This is a genomic window from Pseudomonas fluorescens (genome assembly GCF_902497785.1).
In the GTDB taxonomy this organism is placed as follows: domain Bacteria; phylum Pseudomonadota; class Gammaproteobacteria; order Pseudomonadales; family Pseudomonadaceae; genus Aquipseudomonas; species Aquipseudomonas fluorescens_BO.
The window spans coordinates 179,724-197,504 of sequence record NZ_CABVHK010000011.1 but is presented as its reverse complement, the minus strand read 5'-3'; the positions used below and the strand labels follow the sequence as shown (position 1 = coordinate 197,504).

Sequence of the window (17,781 nt, the reverse complement as noted above, 5' to 3'; positions counted from 1 at the left end):
CTCCGCTTTCGCGAGCAGGCTCGCTCCCACAATGGTTCAAGCGCGTCGGCGTTCGAACACGCTGTCGCCATCAAGGTGGTTGAGGTGCGTGCAGCCCATCAGGTTCATGGTTCGCGCCAGTTCTTGCGTCAATACGTCAAGTGCCCGACCAGCACCGTCTTCACCTGCCACCGCCACACCGTAAAGGGTGGAGCGCCCCAGCAGCACGGCATCGGCCCCCAGCGCGAGCGCTTTGACGATGTCGCTGCCACGCCGGATCCCGCCATCCACGAGCAGACTGAACTTGCCTTTCGCCTGGGGCGCAATGGCCGCCAATGCGTCGAGGCTGCTCAGAGCACCGTCCAGTTGACGGCCGCCGTGATTGGACACCACCACACCGTCGAGCCCGAGGGCGACAGCGCGCTCCACATCCGCCGCATGCAACACACCCTTGAGCAACAGCCGCTCGCCCCACTGATCACGCAGACGCGCCAGCATGTCCCAGTCAAGCAAGGTGTCCATTTGCTTGCCGATAAACGCCATCGATCCCAGGGGATTGCGCTCGCTCGTCGGCAAGTAAGCTTCAAGATTGCCCATGCCAGGCAACCCCGATGGCCACATCACTTGCTTGAGCCAACGCGGGTGACGGACTACGTCAAACTTGCTGCGCCATGTCAGCTGTCGCGGCCTGGCAAAACTGCGGCGGTCCCACTCGCGATTGCCTAGCACCATGGCATCACAGGTCAACACCAGGGTCCGGCAACCGACAGCGGCGGCTCGCTGCAACAGGCTTTTTTGCACCGCCGGATCGCGCATGGCGTACAGCTGGAACCACAGGTCGACGCCGGACGCCGCCGCGACGAGGTCTTCAAGTGACGTGTTGGAGGCGGTGCTCAGGCTGAACGGCAAACCACGTGCCGTTGCAGCCCTGGCCAAGTGAATGTCGGCATCGCGATGCAGCAGGCCGTTGTAACCCGTCGGCCCGATCAGCATCGGCATTGGCAGCACCTTGCCGAACAATGCGCGAGACGTGTCGGGCGCATGGCAGGGCACCATGGCTCTGGCGTGCAGGCCATAAGCGCTGAACGCGTCGAGATTATCCTTGAGCGTCAGTTCGGCTTCCGCGCCGCCGCTAAGGTATTCCCAGACGAAACCAGGCACGCGTCGCCGGGCCATGTCTGCCAGTTCGGCAATGCTGTGCACACGATTCAGGTCGGAACCGGTATAGAAACGACGCATGGGTCATCCTCGTGGGGCGGATAAAACCGCTGCGAAAAAAAACCCGGCAGGAGCGATCCGGGCGAAGGAAAACCAGTGTCGAAACCCTTTGCCCGATGCGCGGGCAATCCCGGAAGCCGCGAACAGCTCCCGGGGGGGTTTTCAGAACTTCCAGGTGTAGGTGGTGATCAGGCGGTTTTCCTGATAATCCGCACCTGATGCGCTGCCGTTGCCATAGCGCGTCTTGACGTCAATGCGGCGCCATTCGAAACCCACATCTTTGAGCGGGCCGCTTTGCACCACATAGCCGAGCACGATGTTGCGTTCGCTTTCGACGTTTTGGTCGAGGGCATTGTTGCCCCGATCGATACCCGTGCCGCGCATGTAACGCGTCATCAATTTCAGACCCGGAAAACCGATGCCCGCGAAGTTGTAGTCATAGCGCAACTGCCAGGAGCTTTCGTTCGGCTTGACGAACGCCACTGTCGACCAGTTCACCAGGTAAGGCTGCGGCGCGTAGCCGTTGAGCGTCGGGAATGTCGACTCGCCCAGCATGCGCTGATAGCCGACACCGAACGCATGGGCCCCTTTCTTCAGGGTCGTCATGACCCCGTAGGACTTGTTGTCGATGTCGCCGTACAGTGCCTTGCCGTCTTCGCTGTTATTGAAGTAACGGAGGTCGGTCTTCAAGCCGTAACCGGCGCCCAGATCGTGGTTATAGGTCAAGCCCAGGTAGTGTTGTTTGTAAATATCCTCCAACTGACCGAAGAAATAAGTACCGGACAAGTTCGGTGTAAATGCATAGGTGGCACCCCCGAAGTTCAAGCCGTCACTGCGACGCTTAACGTTAGGTCCATTGAACAAGTACATCTTTTCAGTATTGGAAGACTCCCGGGAACTGATTTCGGTAAAACGGCCACCGGTCAGTGTCAGGTTGTCCACTTCTTTCGATTCGAGCTGTACCCCGTGATAGGTGGTGATTAATTGCCGCGAGTCGTCGATGTACGCCACCGGCAACGTCGGGCGAAGTTCACCTATCTTGAGTTCGGTTTTGTTGTAACGAACCTTCCCGGTCAGCGCCGCACGGCCATAGTCCCGGACTTGTTCGCCCTTACTGGTGTCGTACGGAATGATGCTGTCCGGACCACGGCCACCGCCGCCATCCAGGCGATAGGCGTACTGCGCCGAGAGGTCCAGGCCAAACTGCAGCGTGCCTTCGGTATAACCCGAGATCGCGCGAAAATCAAAGCCTTGGGACCAGCTGCCGATCCGCGATTGCGGCGCGTCATGCTGTTTGAAATCGCGGTCGATATAGAAGTTTCGCATTCCCAGACTGACTTGACTGTCGTCTACGAAGGCAGCCTGCGCAACCACAGGTGTGAAGATCCCCATCACGGCCGCAGTGGTGACGCCACGGCTTACCCAGCTCTTCTGGAACATCAAGCTTTCCTTCTTTTTTACATGCACGAGGGCACGACTAGTGGGAGCAGATCAATCCAGCAAAAGTGCAACTTTGGCAGTCAATCCGCAGTATTGTTTTTATAACCACTTACTGCAAAAAAGTCGTAACGCAGCCGTTCGCCAAAATAGCGAAAACCGCTTTATAGTTATTTTAAATACTCAACGATGATGGAAAGTCTTATCGTTATCCTTGGAATGAATTCCTATCAGGAAGTTGCTTTAGAGGCATCTCCCAAGCGGTGGTAGGCACGATTGAAATACACCAGGCCCTCCTGGCTTTCGCCATTACGAATTCCCAGGACTTCACAATAGAAAATCGTGTGCGACCCGACTTCATGAGCCTGGGCGATTCGGCAGTCGAAACTGACCAGTGACTCATCGAGCAGCGGCGCACCGCTTTCCATCGTGCTCCAGGATGCGCAGGAAAAACGCTGCTCTGTGTCGAGGTTGCGGTTGGAAAACGCCCCTGACACTTCTTGATGCCCGGGGGTCAGCACGTTGACGCTCAGCACGCCGTTGGTCTTGAAATGCACGTTGGAAAACGACGAGCGATTCATGCACACCAACAGCGTCGGTGGCTGGTCGGTCACGCTGCACACCGCCGAAGCGGTAAACCCGAAACGACCCGCAGGACCATCGGTGGTGATGACCGAAACCGCGCCACCAAGCATTGCCATTGAGTTACGAAATCCAGTTGTATCGACCATGGTCTTACCCTCCGGTCTATCAGATATCCAGCACCAGTTTCTTGGACTTGGCCCGGGAACAGCACACCAGAATCTGGTCATTGGCAGATTTTTCGTCATCGGTGAGATAGACGTCGCGATGATCCGGTTCGCCCTCGATAACGTCGCACACGCACGTGCCGCAAACGCCTTGCTCACACGACACTTCAATCTTGATGCCCACGGCTGTCAGTGCATCGACGATGCTCTGGCCCTCGGCAACCTGTACGGTCTTGCCGCTGCGCTGAGCGACCACTTCGAAACCGGCGCCCGAAGCGTCGACTTCGACCTGGAAATACTCGCGGTGCACATGATCGTCGGCGTACCCGGCGTCCAGGGCCTGGGCAATCACCCAATCCATGAACCCGGCCGGTCCACAGACATACACGTGTACGCCGGCGTGTGGAGTGCCCAGCACTGTTGGCAGGTCGAGTTTCTGTTCGGCGGCTTCGTCGTCAAAGTGGGTGTGCAACCGCGACGCAAACGCAGCGTTACCCAGCTCCCCGAGAAAGGCGCTGCGGCTACGCGAACGACCGCAATAATGCAGATCGAAATCGCTGTCGCGGGCATTCAGCGCGTAGGCCATGGCGACCATCGGGGTGATGCCGATCCCGCCGCCGATCAGGATCGAACGCCTGGCATCGCTGGCCAGCGGAAAGTGATTGCGCGGCAGGCTGATCTCGATTTCGCGACCTTCCTGAAGCAGTTCATGCACCGCCACCGAACCGCCACGCGAGGCGGGATCCTTGAGTACACCCAAGCGATAGGCGCCAGCGTTGGCCGGATCACCGCACAGCGAATACTGGCGAACCAGACCGGTCTTGAGGTGGATATCGACATGCGCGCCCGCCTCGAAGGCGGGCAAAGGCTGCCCGGACGGATCGCTCAGATCCAGTACGACGACCCCTTCGCCCTGCTCTTCGCGCTTGCGCACGACAACTTTCAATAATTGATCGCTCATACAGGCCATCCCGAATTCTTTGTAAGGGAGCGCCTCTGGGCGCCCCCTGCTTGGTGTTGCAAAACCTGAAACCCATCCGCTCAGCGCATGAAGATCCCGCCGTTCACATCCCAGGTCGCCCCGGTGGTGAAGTAGGCGTCTTCGCTGGCCAGTTGCACGATCAGCTTGCCGATGAACGCGGCGTTGCCCAATTGCTTGACCGGGATCGCCTCTATCAGTTTTTCCAGGCGCTCGGGCGGCACGGCGGCGCGCACCGCCGGCGACTCGATAGGGCCCGGTGCGATGGCGTTGACCGTGACACCGGACGCCGCCAGCTCCTTGGCAAAGATTTTGGTCAAGGTAATGATGGCGCCCTTGGACGCGGCGTAATGCGCGCCGGTCGCGGTGCCGCCGTTCTGCCCGGCCAGGGAGGCCATGTTGATGATCCTCCCGTAACCCTGGGCCGCCAGATAGCTGCCGAACACCTGGCAACCGACAAACGTGCCGCGCTGATTGACGCTCACCACACGGTCGAACTCTTCCGGGCTGATCTGCATCACGGGTGTGGTCATGGTCATCGCGGCGTTGTTCACCACCACCTGCAATTCACCCCAATGCGCGACGACGGCCGCCAGCGCTTCTTCAAAATCGGCCTTGCTCGATACATCGAGTTTGAGTGCCAGGACCCGTTCGCCCGTGGCGTCGAGTTCAGTGGCGGTGGCCTGTGCCGACTCCAGCGAACGGTCGCTGATCACGACCCGGTACCCTGCGTTCAGCAGTTGCCCGGCAATGCTTTTGCCCAGCCCCTGGGCTGCGCCGGTGACCAATGCAACCTGTGTCATGGCAACGTCCTCAGAGGATGTAGCCGATACCGGCGAGGGTATCGGTGGAGTTGATCAACTGGATCAGCTTGCGCTGAATCTTGAAACTGTCACCGCTGCGTACCAGTTCGAACGTGACATCGGCGGTGTACTGCTTGAGCACATCCTTGCGAAACTCGCGCAGGTTCTGCGCACAACGCACGGTGACGATTCCCTCTTCATCCGACAGCACGCGAAAGCGCGACTGACTGCGCACGGTGCGCGCCCGGGGGGTGGTCGAAATCGATTCGCCGCTGGTCAAGCGGGTGACACGCAACTGACGCATGTGGTGGTCGTCGTAGGCGTAGTTCAGGGTGTTCTCGAAGTCGGTTTCCAGCGGATCGATCGGGATGATGTAGGTCGCGTTTTCGGTCCACAGATCGAGCCATTCGACGAAATCGCCGTGGTCGAGCATGTCCGCTTCCTGCCAGATGAAAGCGCTGACTTGGTTGAGCAATTGCAGATTGTTCATGGTGTTCTCCGTCACTCAGGCCGACATCATCTTTTTCCACTGCTGGTAGCCAGCACGCATGCCGGTCTCGGCGCTCACATCGCTCACCAGCCCGTCTTCGGATTTTTTTTCACCCGGCAAGCCGCGGTTGAGCATGATCCACAGATCGGTGCCGGCACTGGCGCCGCGCTGTACGCGCTCCCAGGCTTCGGAATCGTCCGGGGTGCCAAAACCCATCGGGCCCTGGAAGTGTTCATGCAGGCGCAGGCGATAACGGTTGGCCACGGCCGGGCCCCCGTCCATGGTGATGACGGCATGATGGATTTCGGTTTCGTTCACCGCGATCGGTTGCAGCACCCGGAAAAACGCCATGGAACAGGCGATGTTCGGGAACAGGTTGAGGTTGAAGCCCGAACCGCCGACCGCACGCACGATACGACGGACAGATGCTTCGTCCTGGCCTTCGGCGCGTAACTGCGCGGCCAGGTCTTCGAAACGCTCAGGGATCGGCAAGTCGAGGTTGGCTTCCAGGTCGACCAGGTCAGGAATCATCACCATCACGCTGTGACCGTTGCCGAGGTCTTCGACATAACCCGGCCCTTCGACGAAGTCGAACAGCTCCAGGGTCTGTTCATCCACGGACGACAGGAACGACTTGTGCACCAGCGGGAAGTGGTAGGCGTCGGTGGTGTTTTCCAGCTGGATCTTCCAGTTGCCCGGGAAGCGGAAGCGGTGCTCGCCACCCACTTTGACCGGGTAGCCGGCGCCCTGCTTCATGAACAGGTCGATCCACTTTTTGGCCGGGCCGAGGAAATCGGCGAGGGGCTCGATGTCATCCTTGAAGGTGGCGAAGATCATGCCGTTGTATTGCTCGACACGCAGGCTGACCAAAGGCAGCTCGCTTTTGTCCAGGCAGTCGGCGTAGCTTTCCGGGTGCGGCACACCGCGCAGGCTGCCATCCAGGGCGTAGCTCCAGCCGTGATAAGGGCAGACAAAACTGTTGGTCTTGCCCTTCTTGTGTTCGCACACCGTCGCGCCACGATGGCGGCAGCGGTTGAGCAACACGTGCACTTCTTTTTTGCGGTCGCGCACGACGATCACCGGCTGCTTGCCGATATAGGTGCTCTTGTAGCTACCGGACTCCGGGATCTCGCTGGCGTGAGCGACCCAGATCCAGGTGCTGTAGAAAATCTTGTCCAGTTCCTGATCGAAGATCTTGCCGTCGGTGTACAGCGACGTGTGGACGCGGTCATGCAGGACCAGGTCGGAAGGACTGGCGTCGAGCGTTACGGTGTTTATCAGGTTGTTCACGATCACTCCTCGTCGGCATTGTTCGCCGACTCTAAGAATTCCGGGTGTTGCTTTCAGGACTGGCCGGACTTGGCGGGTACGGGCAGGTGCGCGGCGCTGTTCCAGGTGTCTACCGGTCGGCTGAACAGGTTCTCGGTCTGAAAATGCGCCATGCGCCACTGCCCTTGTTCCTGGGCGAACCTCACGGTCAGGCGGGCGCTGTTGAGGTGCGAGGCACCCGAGGCAAAGGTCGAGGTCTGCAACATCACCCAACTGGCATCTGCGGTCTCACCGCTGACCCGGATCAGTTCCGAGGTCAGGAAGTGCACGTTCAACGAAAAGTGCGCCGGTTCGACCATGTAGGTGGCGAACATCGCTTTTATCGCCTCACGCCCGTGATAACCGCCGAAACTGTTCTGGTACTTGGCACCCTTGCCTTCCCAGACCGCCTGCTCGGTGAACAACCCGGCCAGTTCCTCGAGCGGGGAACCCACGCCCAGCTCGTCGCACAAAAACATGTAGCGATTCATGCAGGCGCGGATCGCGTACTCGCTTTCCAGCTGCTCGAGCCGTTGTTCCAGTGCGCGCAAATACGCTTGTGATGACATGGCGACTGTTCTCGACTCAGCGCTGGATGATCAATTCGCGACCGGTACGGGCCTCGACTTTGCAATACTTCCAGAGTTTGTAAGGGCCGTTGCCGACGTCAGTGGTGCGGAACAAATTGCACGCGGCATGCACGGTTTCAATGTCGGGTACATCGGCCAGCAGGTAGGTGGTCCAGGGCCAGCCGGCGGATGGGCCGACCATGCTCTGATCGTCGTCCATGTTGCCTAGCACGGTGACGCCCGGCAGGTCGGCGATGCCGTTCCACATGGCGCCGAACGCGGCCCAGACGTCGAGCGCTTCAGGACGCGGAGCATCGAAAAAGTTTTGGTTGATGCCGATGCAGAACAGAACTCGCAGGGCTTTTTTATCGGTCATGGGGTTCACCAATCAGTAGGAAAAAATTACAGGTAGCCAGGCAGCGGCTTATTGCCGAAGAAGATCGCGCCGGCGTTCTGGTAGGTCATATCGCCCATGAAGGCGTGCTGGGTAATGACTTGGGTGTCGTTGACGAATCGCGACAGCGGACTGGTGCGGTACACCCCGCTCATGCCCGACAGCATTTGCGCTGTGCGCGCAACATCGGCCGCGACGCGCGTGGCGTGGGTCGAAGACAAGCGCAGCATATTGGTCTGCTCGACGCTCACCGGGTCGCCGGCCAGAACGCTGGTCCAGGCATCATCGATGGATTGGTAGAACCACGAACGTGCAGCGCGCAGCGACGCTTCGGCCTTGGCCATCTCAACCTGGGCCAGCGGCCGGTCGGACAACGATGGAGCACCCGTCACGGAGATTCGGCCGCTGGCCATGCCGCTCAATTCATCAAGTGCCGCGCGAGCAACGCCCAGGCCGACCACTGACAACACCTGCGTGGCGAACGACAGTGACGGATAGCGGAAGAACGGTTCGTCAAGGTTCGATGGACCGCCGCGAACGAAGGTCCACTCCTCCGGCACCACCACGCCTTCGACAACAACGTCATGGCTGCCGGTGCCGACCAGGCCGACGACGTTCCAGGTCTCCTCGATTCTGACCTTTTCCCGAGGCATCACCGCCAGTCGTGGCAGGCCGAGCATCTCGCCGTTTTTCGGGCTGATGCCCACGCCGATGAGCGACGCGCCCATACAACCGCTGGAAAATTTCCAGCGCCCGTTGACTTCCAGCCCACCCTCAACAAAGGACGCAGGCTGCGGAGGAAAGATCCCGCCGGCGAACACCACGTCAGGTGAATCAGCATAGATTTTCTTGATGGTTTCCAGCGGCAGCGCCGCCAGATAAACCGGGCTCATGCCGAAGCTGGCAACCCAACCGGCGGAGCCATCGGCGATCGAGATATCTTCCACCATCTGGCAAAACTCGGCCGGCGAACGCTCGTCGCCGCCGAAGCGTTTTGGCACCAGAGCCCGATAGACGCCGAGCTTGCGGAACTGCTCGATCACGTCTTGCGAGATGAATTTTTGTTGGTCGAATTCTTCGCTTCGAGCGCGCGCACGAATCTCGACCAGCAGTTTCTGAAACGCTTCATTCGCCGTGATCGGCACGCAGCGCTGGTGATTCAGCTCGCTTGGCGCAGTCATGGGTTTCTCCATAGTAAGCATGACGATTACTCTTCCAGGCGCCGGACCAGTTCGCGAGCGACTGCACACAGCAGTTCGTCCGCGCCATGGGCGGCAATGAGTTGAAGGCCGACCGGAAGTCCCGAGGCGCTTTCCAGAGGAATGCTCAGAGCCGGATGACCGGAAAGGTTGAAAGCGCGCACCAATGAGGTCATGCCCAGGGCGGCGCGGGTGTCGGCCGCATCGGCGACCAGCAAGGGGAAGTCGGGCATGGTCGGCATGGCCAGAATCGGCGTGATGGCCAGGGCGGCGTCCACTTCTGCGATAAAGGCGCGACGGATGATTTCGGCCGCTTCTACGGACTCGGCCGAGGTCAGACTGGCGGCGCGCAGACGATCGGCGACATCGCTGCCAACCCGACCGGTTTGCAGAAGATGACCGCACGCGGCCCAGGTTTCGGCGTTGATGATCGCCATGCCGGCGCCGTACGCTGCGGCCATGCCCGGCAGCGTTTGCTCGAGCAACTTGAAACCCGAACGGCCCAGCGCCTGGTTCACCACCGAGTGAACCTGTTCGTTGGCCTCTACCGCGACAACGCCGATAGCAAGATGCTCAGGCACCGCAACGGAAGTGAACGTGGGATCAATGATGTGCATCGCTTCAATCAAGCGATCCATATCCAGTGCCAGAGGGCCTACGCAATCGAGGGTACTGCGCGCAGGCATCACACCCTGACGGCTAACACGACCGAAGGTTGGCTTGAGCCCGAATACACCACAGCACGCCGCTGGAATCCGTACCGAACCGCCGGTATCGGTGCCCAGCGCGAAGTCGCAAAGGCCTGCCGCCACTGCAGCGGCCGAACCACTGGAAGAGCCCCCCGGTATATAGCCCGGATAGCGCGGATTGGACGCCGTGCCGGTCCATGCGTTGAGGCCGGTGGTGCCGAATGCCAATTCATGCAGGCTGGTTTTACCGGTGATCCGGCAGCCCGCATCCAGCACAGACTGAACCACGTGTGCATGTTCGCCGGCCGCCGGCGCATCGGCCAGTGCGCTGCTTGAAGCGCGGGTTGGGTAGCCGGCGATATCAATGGTGTCTTTCACCATGACCGAAAGGCCATTCCCTCCCAAGGCTAAATCCTCAACAACGATCGACATGCTCTTTACCTGCTCGTTATGTGTCACCAGAACGGATGACCTCGGCACGAGGGCCGGGGAAAACGCTTAAATCTAAAATCGTAATAATTACGTGAAATGTCAATTGAATTTTACCAAATAAAACAGTGTGTATTTTAGGTGCAGATTTTACCTGGCCGCACCAGCGTCGTGCAGTTTGGTAACACTGCTGCAAAACGATGAAATCCTCGATAAGTTGTATTTTTACGTTATAAATCATTTAGTTAACTCGTTATAAACAACAGAATCCGCCGAAACAATTAGAAAAATGTTGAGCATGAACCTCTCCGAAAAAACCACCATGAAAAAATAAACGGGCTCAAAAATGGCAGCCTAAAACCGCTTAAAAAAACGCTGTTTTTTTAGTTTTTCATAAGCTCGTTTTTGCTCATTTGAGAAATTCCTTGATCCAGATCAAAGCCTTGTCGGGCATGGCGTGCTGCGGGTTTTTCACGCCCTTCACATCCCCTTCCACGAGTCCGTCGGACGACCTCGGCTGACCCGCCTCGAAGCGTTGGGATCAGGCATCGCAGTAACGGCTTTCTGCCATGCACCGAAAAAAATCTGGCATGCAATCTGCTTTTGCTCTCTTCGCCCTCGACCGATCACTCATGGTCGACCGACACCTGATGGCTCGGTAACCGACCATGGGTGTCGCCGCAGTTCGATAACTAAAAACAGGGCCGTACCTTGGGCCGTACTCGCACCACGTCGTGTTCGGGGCGGCTGGCCATTAGCCTTTTGCAGCGTTGCAACTCTTCGGAGAAAGTCATGCTTTTCAGAAAAGCCGTGTCCACGTTGTTGTTGAGTGCCGCCTGCGCCGCCGCTGCGCAGGCGGATGTGAAAATCGGTGTCATCACCTCCTCCACCGGACCGATCGCACTGGTCGGGCTACCACAGAAAAACACCGTACCGTTGCTGCCGACCCAGGCCGGCGACCAGGTGGTGAAATACATTTCTCTGGATGATGCGAGCGACCCGACCGCTACGGTAAAGGCGCTGAAGAAGCTGATCGACGAAGAAAATGTCGATGCGATCATCGGTCCGAGCGGCTCGCCCAACGCCATGGGTGTGATCCAGTTCGTCGCCGAGGCAGGTGTGCCATTGCTGGCACCGGTCGGTACCGCTGCGGTGGTGCTGCCGATGACCGAGCAGAAGAAATGGGTATTCAAGACCACGCAGAACGATGACTTGATCGCCAAGGCGCTGTTCGAACACATGGCCAAAAAAGGCGTGAAGACCCTCGGTTTCATCGGCACCGGCGACCCTTACGGCGAGAACTGGGCCAAGGTCATGGCGGGCCTGGCCGCGCAGCAGAACATCAAGGTCGTGGCCAACGAGCGCTTCCAGCGCCAGGACACTTCAGTCACCGGGCAGAGCCTGAAAATTCTCGCCACCCGCCCCGATGCGGTGCTGGTCGCAGCGCCTGGCAGCTCGGCGGTGATGCCGCAGACCACGCTGTTCGATCAGGGCTATCGCGGCCAGGTCTACCAGACCCACGGCGCAGCGCTGCAAGACTTCCTCAAGCTGGGCGGCAAGAAGGTCGAAGGCACCATTCTGGCGGCCAGCCTGATGCTGGTACTCGATGAAATCCCGGACAACCATCCTTCGAAGAAAATCGCCAGCGACTACACCGCGGCTTACGAAAAGCTCAACGGCAGCAAGCCGGCGACTTTCGGTGGGAACACCTTCGATGCCGGCCTGCTGTTGCAGCAGGCAATCCCGATTGCAGCCAAAAAAGCAGCACCGGGCACTCCCGAATTTCGTGCAGCCCTGCGTGATGCGCTCGAGCAAAGCCATGAACTGGCCGGCACCCAAGGCGTTTACAACATGACGCCGCAGGACCACAGCGGCTTCGACGAACGCGGTCGCGAATTGATCGTGGTGAAAAACGGCAACTGGATGTTGTTGCACGACAACTGATCGAGACCAGGGCGCACAGCCTGTTGCGCGCCCTGCCCGCTTGCCGGCGAGTCGACTCGCGCCGGTAAGCGCGCCTGATATTCAATCTGTAGAAAAGAGCTCTCATTATGAATTTCCAGATAGCCATGCTGCTGGGGCAGGACGGTATGACCAACGGCGCGATCTATGCGCTGTTGGCCCTGTCGATCCTCCTGGTGTTCACCGTGACCCGGATCCTGCTGATTCCCCAGGGTGAATTCGTGACCTACGGCGCCTTGACCATGGCCACGTTACAGAGTGGACATCCGACCGCTCTGGTCTGGCTGCTGCTCGGCCTGACGCTTATCGACTGTGCACTCGACGTATGGGGCGCGGCACGTTCAAGCCAGGCCTTTCGGTTCCCCGTGCGCATTCTCTTCAAGCTGGGCTATGCAGGCCTGCTGGCGGTGTTGATCAACACCTTGCCGTTGGCCGAATTGCCGATGGCGGTCCAGGCGTTGTTGACGCTGGCGTTGGTAGTTCCGCTGGGGCCGCAAATCTACCGCCTGGTGTTCCAGCCGATCGCCTCGGCCAGTTCACTGGTTTTGCTGATTGTGTCGATCGCCGTGCACGTCAGCATGGTCGGTATCGCCCTGTTGCTGTTCGGCCCAGAAGGCGCACGCACGCAACCGTTCTCCGAAGCCGGCCTGGAACTGGGCCCGGTCACCTTCAACAGCCAGACGCTCTGGGTGCTGGCCGTGTCCCTGGGGTTGATCGTCGGGCTGTACCTGTTCTTCGAGCGCACGCTCTATGGCAAAGCCCTGCGTGCCACCGCGGTTAACCGCATGGGTGCCAGGCTGATGGGGATCTCGCCGACTCTCGCGGGCAAGTCGACCTTCCTGCTCGCGGCGCTGATCGGCACGCTGTCGGGGATACTGATCGCCCCGATCACCACGCTGTATTTCGACTCTGGTTTTGTCATCAGCCTCAAAGGCTTTGTCGGCGCGATCATCGGCGGGCTGGTGAGCTATCCAGTCGCCGCGCTCGGCGCCCTGGCGGTCGGCCTGATCGAAGCATTCTCGATGTTCTGGGCCAGTACCTACAAAGAGATCATCGTGTTCACGCTGATTATTCCGTTCCTGCTTTGGCGTTCGTTCACCAGTCGTCATGTGGAGGAAGAAGAATGAATTCGCGCTATCTGTTGCTTGCCCTGTTGCTGGTGGTGGGCGTCGCGCCGCTGCTGTTGCCGCCGTACTACGTCACCCTGCTCAATTACATCGGCATGTACGCCATGGTCGTATTGGGGTTGGTGCTGCTCACGGGTGTCGGCGGCATGACCAGTTTCGGTCAGGCCGCGTTCGTCGGGCTGGGCGCCTACACCTCAGCCTACCTGACCACCACTGAACAACTGCCGGCATGGCTGGCCTGGGCCGGGGCGTCACCGTGGCTGACGCTGCTGGTGGGCGTGGTGCTCACCGCCTCAGTGGCACTGATTCTCGGCGCCCTGACACTCAAGTTGTCGGGGCATTACCTGCCGCTTGGAACGATTGCCTGGGGCCTTTCGCTGTATTACCTGTTCGGCACCCTGGAATCCCTGGGTGGCCATACCGGTGTCGGCGGCTTGCCATCGATTTCCTTGTTCGGCCTGAAGCTGGACAAGGGTGAGAATATTTTCTACCTGATCTGGGCCCTGCTGTTGCTGGCAATCGTCATCACGCAGAACCTCCTGAATTCTCGCGAAGGCCGCGCCATTCGCGCACTCAAGGGAGGCCAGGCAATGGCCGAGTCGATGGGGGTCAACACCTTCCGCTCGAAGATGGTGATCTTCGTCATCTCTGCGGTGTTCGCGGCCATTTCCGGCTGGCTCTATGCGCACACCCAACGCTTCGTCAACCCGACGCCGTTCGGCTTGAACATGGGTATTGATTACCTGTTCATGGCACTGATCGGTGGTGTCGGCAGCGTGTGGGGCGCCCTCCTCGGCGCAGGCATCCTGACCATGCTCAAGCAATGGTTGCAGGACTGGTTGCCGCACCTGTTGGGCAACACTGGCAACTACGAAATCATCGTATTCGGCATCCTGATCGTGGTGCTTATGCAGCGTGCACCGGGTGGTCTGTGGCCTCTACTGACGCGCCTGATACCGGCTCGCTTCAGGGTTCGCGCCAAGGTTCGCAATGTCGACGCCAAGGCTGCGCCCCTGCCCCGCCGGCAACTGCCCAGACATGGCGAACTGATCCTGGAAGCGCGCAATGTGACCAAGCGCTTCGGCGGACTGGTGGCCAACAACGACATGAGCCTGGAAATCCGCTCAGGTGAAATCCTCGCGCTGATCGGCCCCAACGGTGCCGGCAAAAGCACTATGTTCAACCAACTCTCCGGCGTCGATACACCGAGCAGCGGCGATGTGCTGTTTATGGGTCAGAAGATCAACGGCTTGAACTCGCGGCAAGTGGCGCGCATGGGCATGAGCCGCACCTTTCAGCACGTGAAACTGCTGGGCAACATGAGTGTGCTGGAGAACGTCGCCATTGGCGCGCATTTGCGTGGCCAGCAAGGCGTGCTGTCGGCGGCCTTGCACCTGGATCGTCGCGAGGAAGCCGAGCTGCTCGGCGAGGCGAGGCGTCAGCTGGAGCGTGTAGGCCTGGGCGACTATTTGTATGAAGAGGCCGGGAGCCTGGCACTCGGCCAACAGCGGATTCTGGAAATCGCCCGCGCCTTGTGCGCCGATCCGTGCCTGCTGTTGCTCGACGAACCCGCCGCCGGTCTGCGCCTGAAAGAAAAGGAAGCCCTTGGCATCCTGCTCAGCCGCCTGCGCAGCGAAGGCATGGCGATTCTGCTGGTCGAGCACGACATGGACTTTGTCATGGGCCTGGTCGATCGCGTGGTGGTCATGGAGTTCGGTCAGCGGATTGCCCAGGGCCTGCCCGAAGACGTACAGAAGGATCCGGCCGTGCTGGAAGCCTATCTGGGAGGAGTTGAATGATGAACATGCAAGTGGAACCGCACCTCGCACCGCGCAACCAGGTTGACGACGCCGTGCTGGAGATCAAGGGCCTGAGCGTGGCCTACGGCAAGGTCGAAGCGTTGAGCGACGCCAGCCTGACCGTCGGCAAGGGCCAGATCGTGACAGTGATCGGCCCCAACGGCGCCGGCAAGACCACCCTGCTTTCGGCCATCATGGGCGTGCTTGGCTCCCGGGGTCAGGTGCATTTCGACGGCAGCCTGGAAACCTTGCCTGAGGTCGAAGTAATGGTCTCGCGGGGTCTTGGCCTGGTGCCGGAAAAACGCGAATTGTTTACCAGCATGAGCGTCGCTGACAACTTGCTGCTCGGCGCTTTTCAACGCCATCGCCGGGGCGACCGTCGTTATAGCGAGACGCTGGGCGAAATCTACGAACTGTTCCCGCGCCTGTGGGAACGCCGCGAGCAACTGGCGGCCACGTTGTCCGGCGGTGAACGACAGATGCTCGCCGTGGGCCGGGCGCTGATGGCCAAGCCCAAGCTGCTGATGCTCGACGAGCCAAGCCTGGGCCTGGCGCCGCTGATTACCCGGGAGATCTTCCGCATCATCACCGCGCTGCGTGAGCAAGGGGTATCGATTCTGCTGGTCGAACAGAACGCGCGTGCCGCCCTGCGGGTGGCCGATTACGCCTATGTGCTGGAAACCGGCCAGATCGCCATGCAGGGCCCGGCGCAACAACTGGCTGACGACCCACGCGTGATCGAAGCCTATCTCGGCCTGGCCAGCAAGCATCAGGAAATGCTCGCCAACTGACCGCCGCCCTGCCCCGGCGCTCGAAAGCGTCGGGGCCGGTTTTCCCAGACCTTTCTGATCATCCGGAGACACGATGAACGCTTTCCCCTTGCGCATCGGCATCGCCGGCGCCGGTGCCATCGGCTGCACCCTGGCAGCCCGTCTTGCAGGCAACGGCCATACGGTCAACGTACTGGCCCGAGGTGAAACCCTGACCGCCATCCGCCGTGACGGCATCCACTTGTCCGATCTGGACGGTGATCATCACGTGCGAGTCGAGGCCAGCGACGACGCGGCCAGCCTTGGCGAGCAAGACCTGATTTTTCTCTGCACCAAGGCGCAAGCCTTGGCCAGCCTGCTACCGCAACTGCAACCGATGATCGGCGCCGAGACGGTGGTGATCCCGGTAATCAACGGCGTGCCGTGGTGGTATTTCCACGGTGAAGGCGGACGCTACGACGGGCAACGGGTGAACGCGGTTGATCCGCAGTCGACGCTCAGCCAAGCCCTGGACCTGCGCCATGTGATCGGCTGCGTGGTGTTCATCACCGCACACTGCCCGGCCAACGCAGTGGCTGAATCGAACACCCCGCACCTGATGATTTTCGGTGAGCCCGACAACTGCCTCAGCCCTCGCCTGGAGCGCGTGCGCGCACTGATCGAAAGTGTCGGCATCGAAGCACGCGCCACTGACCGCATCCGCGACAATCTGTGGACCAAGATCATCGCCAACCTCACGTCCAACCCGCTCTCGGTGATTACCGGCGCGACGCTTGATCAGCTTTACAGCCTGCCGGAGTTACGCGACCTGGTCAGCAGTTGCCTGCACGAAGCCTTGCTGACCGCCGCCGCGTACGGCGCGCGCGTGAGCATCGATCCGCGGACCTTTCTTGAACTCGGCGCCGGCATGGGCGCCGTGCGCACCTCGATGCTGCAGGACTATGAAAAAGGCCGCCCTCTGGAGTTGGCCGCCATCGGCGACGCGGTGCTGGAGTTGGCCGACGGCATGGCGATCCCGATGCCCGTTACTCGACACCTGATTGCCCTGGCACGCTTTCGCGGCGAACAGGCCCGTCACTGAATCACTACGACAAGGACTCAGACATGGACCACACCCCAATGGCAAAACCGCACGCGTACAGCGACGAAGAATGGGCACTGCGCGTGCAACTTGCGCACTGCTACCACCTGGTGGATTTCTTCGGCTGGACCGAGACGATCTTCAACCATATTTCCGCACGCCTTCCCGGCCCGGCACACCATTATCTGGTCAACCCGTTCGGCCTCAATTACACCGAAGTGTCGCCGCAGAACCTGCTCAAGGTCGACCTGCACGGCAAGAAGCTCGAGGACTCACCCTACGACGGCAACCCCGCCGGTTTCGCCCTGCACAGCGCGGTGCACGGTGCGCGTTCGGACATTCAGTGCCTGATCCATACGCACACCACACCGATTTCGGCCATCGTCATGAAGAAGGCCGGTTTTGCCCACAACGACTTCTACGGCGCACAACTCTACGGACGGATCGGCTACCACACCTTCGAAGGCATCACGCTGTTCGATGACGAAAAAGCGCGGATGATCGACAGCCTTGGCGACAAGCACATCCTGGTGCTGCGCAACCACGGCATTGCCGTTGGCGAAAGCAGCATTGCCAAGGCGTTCTTCCTGCTGTGGACGGTGCAGCGCGCCGCCGAAATCCAGTGCCAGGCCGGCGCTCTGGGCGGTGAGGACAATCCGCTGCCTGAAGCGATCAGCCAGAAGTGTGCCGAACTTACGGCCATGCTTATTCGGGACAGCGGCTTCGCTGTGAAATTTTTCGACGCGATGGTTCGCAAAATGCGCGCCGAACGCGGCCAGTGCTGGTAATCGCGGGAGCA

General features: G+C 60.0%; 18 protein-coding genes. 6 read left to right on the top strand and 12 right to left on the bottom strand.

The window, feature by feature from the left end; all coding sequences use genetic code 11:
• Positions 1-36: 36 nt before the first annotated feature.
• From F8N62_RS18085 to F8N62_RS18030, 12 genes are all read right to left on the bottom strand, one after another.
• Positions 37-1,218 carry an alpha-hydroxy acid oxidase gene (locus F8N62_RS18085; RefSeq protein ID WP_150711944.1) on the bottom strand — a complete coding sequence of 394 codons (1,182 nt, stop codon included), beginning with the start codon at positions 1,216-1,218 and terminating at the stop codon, positions 37-39.
• Positions 1,219-1,359: 141 nt separating this feature from the next.
• Positions 1,360-2,637 (bottom strand): OprD family porin, encoded by a 1,278-nt coding sequence (locus F8N62_RS18080; protein ID WP_150711943.1) that lies wholly within the window; start codon positions 2,635-2,637, stop codon positions 1,360-1,362.
• 227 nt (positions 2,638-2,864) lie between these two features.
• On the bottom strand, positions 2,865-3,365 hold the full coding sequence (locus F8N62_RS18075; RefSeq protein WP_150711942.1) for a flavin reductase: 501 nt from the start codon (positions 3,363-3,365) through the stop codon (positions 2,865-2,867).
• Between the two features lie 19 nt (positions 3,366-3,384).
• Positions 3,385-4,344: a PDR/VanB family oxidoreductase gene (locus F8N62_RS18070; protein ID WP_150711941.1), complete on the bottom strand. Its 960-nt coding sequence runs from the start codon at positions 4,342-4,344 to the stop codon at positions 3,385-3,387.
• Positions 4,345-4,424: 80 nt separating this feature from the next.
• A complete protein-coding gene (locus F8N62_RS18065) occupies positions 4,425-5,165 on the bottom strand; it encodes an SDR family NAD(P)-dependent oxidoreductase (RefSeq protein ID WP_150711940.1) in 741 nt (246 codons plus the stop codon).
• Positions 5,166-5,175: 10 nt separating this feature from the next.
• Entirely contained in the window at positions 5,176-5,655 is a 480-nt protein-coding gene (locus F8N62_RS18060; protein WP_150711939.1) for an aromatic-ring-hydroxylating dioxygenase subunit beta, read from the bottom strand.
• Positions 5,656-5,670: 15 nt separating this feature from the next.
• On the bottom strand, positions 5,671-6,945 hold the full coding sequence (locus F8N62_RS18055; protein WP_150711938.1) for an aromatic ring-hydroxylating oxygenase subunit alpha: 1,275 nt from the start codon (positions 6,943-6,945) through the stop codon (positions 5,671-5,673).
• Positions 6,946-6,998: 53 nt separating this feature from the next.
• On the bottom strand, positions 6,999-7,532 hold the full coding sequence (locus F8N62_RS18050; protein WP_150711937.1) for a nuclear transport factor 2 family protein: 534 nt from the start codon (positions 7,530-7,532) through the stop codon (positions 6,999-7,001).
• Between the two features lie 16 nt (positions 7,533-7,548).
• A complete protein-coding gene (locus tag F8N62_RS18045; protein WP_150711936.1) occupies positions 7,549-7,908 on the bottom strand; it encodes an IacB protein in 360 nt (119 codons plus the stop codon).
• Positions 7,909-7,934: 26 nt separating this feature from the next.
• On the bottom strand, positions 7,935-9,107 hold the full coding sequence (locus F8N62_RS18040) for an acyl-CoA dehydrogenase family protein (protein ID WP_150711935.1): 1,173 nt from the start codon (positions 9,105-9,107) through the stop codon (positions 7,935-7,937).
• A 26-nt stretch (positions 9,108-9,133) separates the two neighbouring features.
• On the bottom strand, positions 9,134-10,246 hold the full coding sequence (locus F8N62_RS18035; RefSeq protein ID WP_150711934.1) for an amidase: 1,113 nt from the start codon (positions 10,244-10,246) through the stop codon (positions 9,134-9,136).
• A 16-nt stretch (positions 10,247-10,262) separates the two neighbouring features.
• Positions 10,263-10,484 carry a hypothetical protein gene (locus tag F8N62_RS18030; RefSeq protein WP_150711933.1) on the bottom strand — a complete coding sequence of 74 codons (222 nt, stop codon included), beginning with the start codon at positions 10,482-10,484 and terminating at the stop codon, positions 10,263-10,265.
• Positions 10,485-11,035: 551 nt separating this feature from the next.
• On the opposite strand from F8N62_RS18030, the gene F8N62_RS18025 reads away from it, so the two are divergent.
• The 6 genes from F8N62_RS18025 to F8N62_RS18000 all read left to right on the top strand — a co-directional run bounded on the left by F8N62_RS18025 (position 11,036) and on the right by F8N62_RS18000 (position 17,770).
• Entirely contained in the window at positions 11,036-12,187 is a 1,152-nt protein-coding gene (locus F8N62_RS18025) for an ABC transporter substrate-binding protein (protein WP_150711932.1), read from the top strand.
• A gap of 107 nt (positions 12,188-12,294) precedes the next feature.
• A complete protein-coding gene (locus tag F8N62_RS18020) occupies positions 12,295-13,332 on the top strand; it encodes a branched-chain amino acid ABC transporter permease (protein WP_150632643.1) in 1,038 nt (345 codons plus the stop codon).
• On the top strand, positions 13,329-15,131 hold the full coding sequence (locus F8N62_RS18015; protein WP_150711931.1) for an ABC transporter permease subunit: 1,803 nt from the start codon (positions 13,329-13,331) through the stop codon (positions 15,129-15,131). Before F8N62_RS18020 ends, F8N62_RS18015 begins: the two co-directional genes overlap by 4 nt.
• The gene (locus F8N62_RS18010; RefSeq protein ID WP_178082315.1) at positions 15,128-15,922 is read left to right on the top strand and encodes an ABC transporter ATP-binding protein; all 795 of its coding nucleotides are present in this window, start codon (positions 15,128-15,130) and stop codon (positions 15,920-15,922) included. The genes F8N62_RS18015 and F8N62_RS18010 overlap by 4 nt, the downstream gene beginning before the upstream one ends.
• Positions 15,923-15,995: 73 nt before the next feature.
• Positions 15,996-16,982, top strand: coding sequence for a ketopantoate reductase family protein (locus tag F8N62_RS18005; protein WP_150711930.1), 987 nt, complete (start codon positions 15,996-15,998; stop codon positions 16,980-16,982).
• A gap of 23 nt (positions 16,983-17,005) precedes the next feature.
• A complete protein-coding gene (locus F8N62_RS18000) occupies positions 17,006-17,770 on the top strand; it encodes a class II aldolase/adducin family protein (RefSeq protein ID WP_150711929.1) in 765 nt (254 codons plus the stop codon).
• Positions 17,771-17,781: the final 11 nt, after the last annotated feature.

Bases quoted from the DNA above. Each gene is read 5' to 3' on its own strand.
- F8N62_RS18005 (WP_150711930.1), top strand. From the start codon at position 15,996: ATGAACGCTTTCCCCTTGCGCATCGGCATCGCCGGCGCCGGTGCCATC.
- F8N62_RS18010 (WP_178082315.1), top strand. From the start codon at position 15,128: ATGATGAACATGCAAGTGGAACCGCACCTCGCACCGCGCAACCAGGTT.
- F8N62_RS18065 (WP_150711940.1), bottom strand. From the start codon at position 5,165: ATGACACAGGTTGCATTGGTCACCGGCGCAGCCCAGGGGCTGGGCAAA.
- F8N62_RS18050 (WP_150711937.1), bottom strand. From the start codon at position 7,532: ATGTCATCACAAGCGTATTTGCGCGCACTGGAACAACGGCTCGAGCAG.
- F8N62_RS18040 (WP_150711935.1), bottom strand. From the start codon at position 9,107: ATGACTGCGCCAAGCGAGCTGAATCACCAGCGCTGCGTGCCGATCACG.
- F8N62_RS18000 (WP_150711929.1), top strand. From the start codon at position 17,006: ATGGACCACACCCCAATGGCAAAACCGCACGCGTACAGCGACGAAGAA.
- F8N62_RS18085 (WP_150711944.1), bottom strand. From the start codon at position 1,218: ATGCGTCGTTTCTATACCGGTTCCGACCTGAATCGTGTGCACAGCATT.
- F8N62_RS18080 (WP_150711943.1), bottom strand. From the start codon at position 2,637: ATGTTCCAGAAGAGCTGGGTAAGCCGTGGCGTCACCACTGCGGCCGTG.
- F8N62_RS18045 (WP_150711936.1), bottom strand. From the start codon at position 7,908: ATGACCGATAAAAAAGCCCTGCGAGTTCTGTTCTGCATCGGCATCAAC.
- F8N62_RS18030 (WP_150711933.1), bottom strand. From the start codon at position 10,484: ATGATTTATAACGTAAAAATACAACTTATCGAGGATTTCATCGTTTTG.
- F8N62_RS18025 (WP_150711932.1), top strand. From the start codon at position 11,036: ATGCTTTTCAGAAAAGCCGTGTCCACGTTGTTGTTGAGTGCCGCCTGC.
- F8N62_RS18015 (WP_150711931.1), top strand. From the start codon at position 13,329: ATGAATTCGCGCTATCTGTTGCTTGCCCTGTTGCTGGTGGTGGGCGTC.
- F8N62_RS18060 (WP_150711939.1), bottom strand. From the start codon at position 5,655: ATGAACAATCTGCAATTGCTCAACCAAGTCAGCGCTTTCATCTGGCAG.
- F8N62_RS18070 (WP_150711941.1), bottom strand. From the start codon at position 4,344: ATGAGCGATCAATTATTGAAAGTTGTCGTGCGCAAGCGCGAAGAGCAG.
- F8N62_RS18075 (WP_150711942.1), bottom strand. From the start codon at position 3,365: ATGGTCGATACAACTGGATTTCGTAACTCAATGGCAATGCTTGGTGGC.
- F8N62_RS18020 (WP_150632643.1), top strand. From the start codon at position 12,295: ATGAATTTCCAGATAGCCATGCTGCTGGGGCAGGACGGTATGACCAAC.
- F8N62_RS18035 (WP_150711934.1), bottom strand. From the start codon at position 10,246: ATGTCGATCGTTGTTGAGGATTTAGCCTTGGGAGGGAATGGCCTTTCG.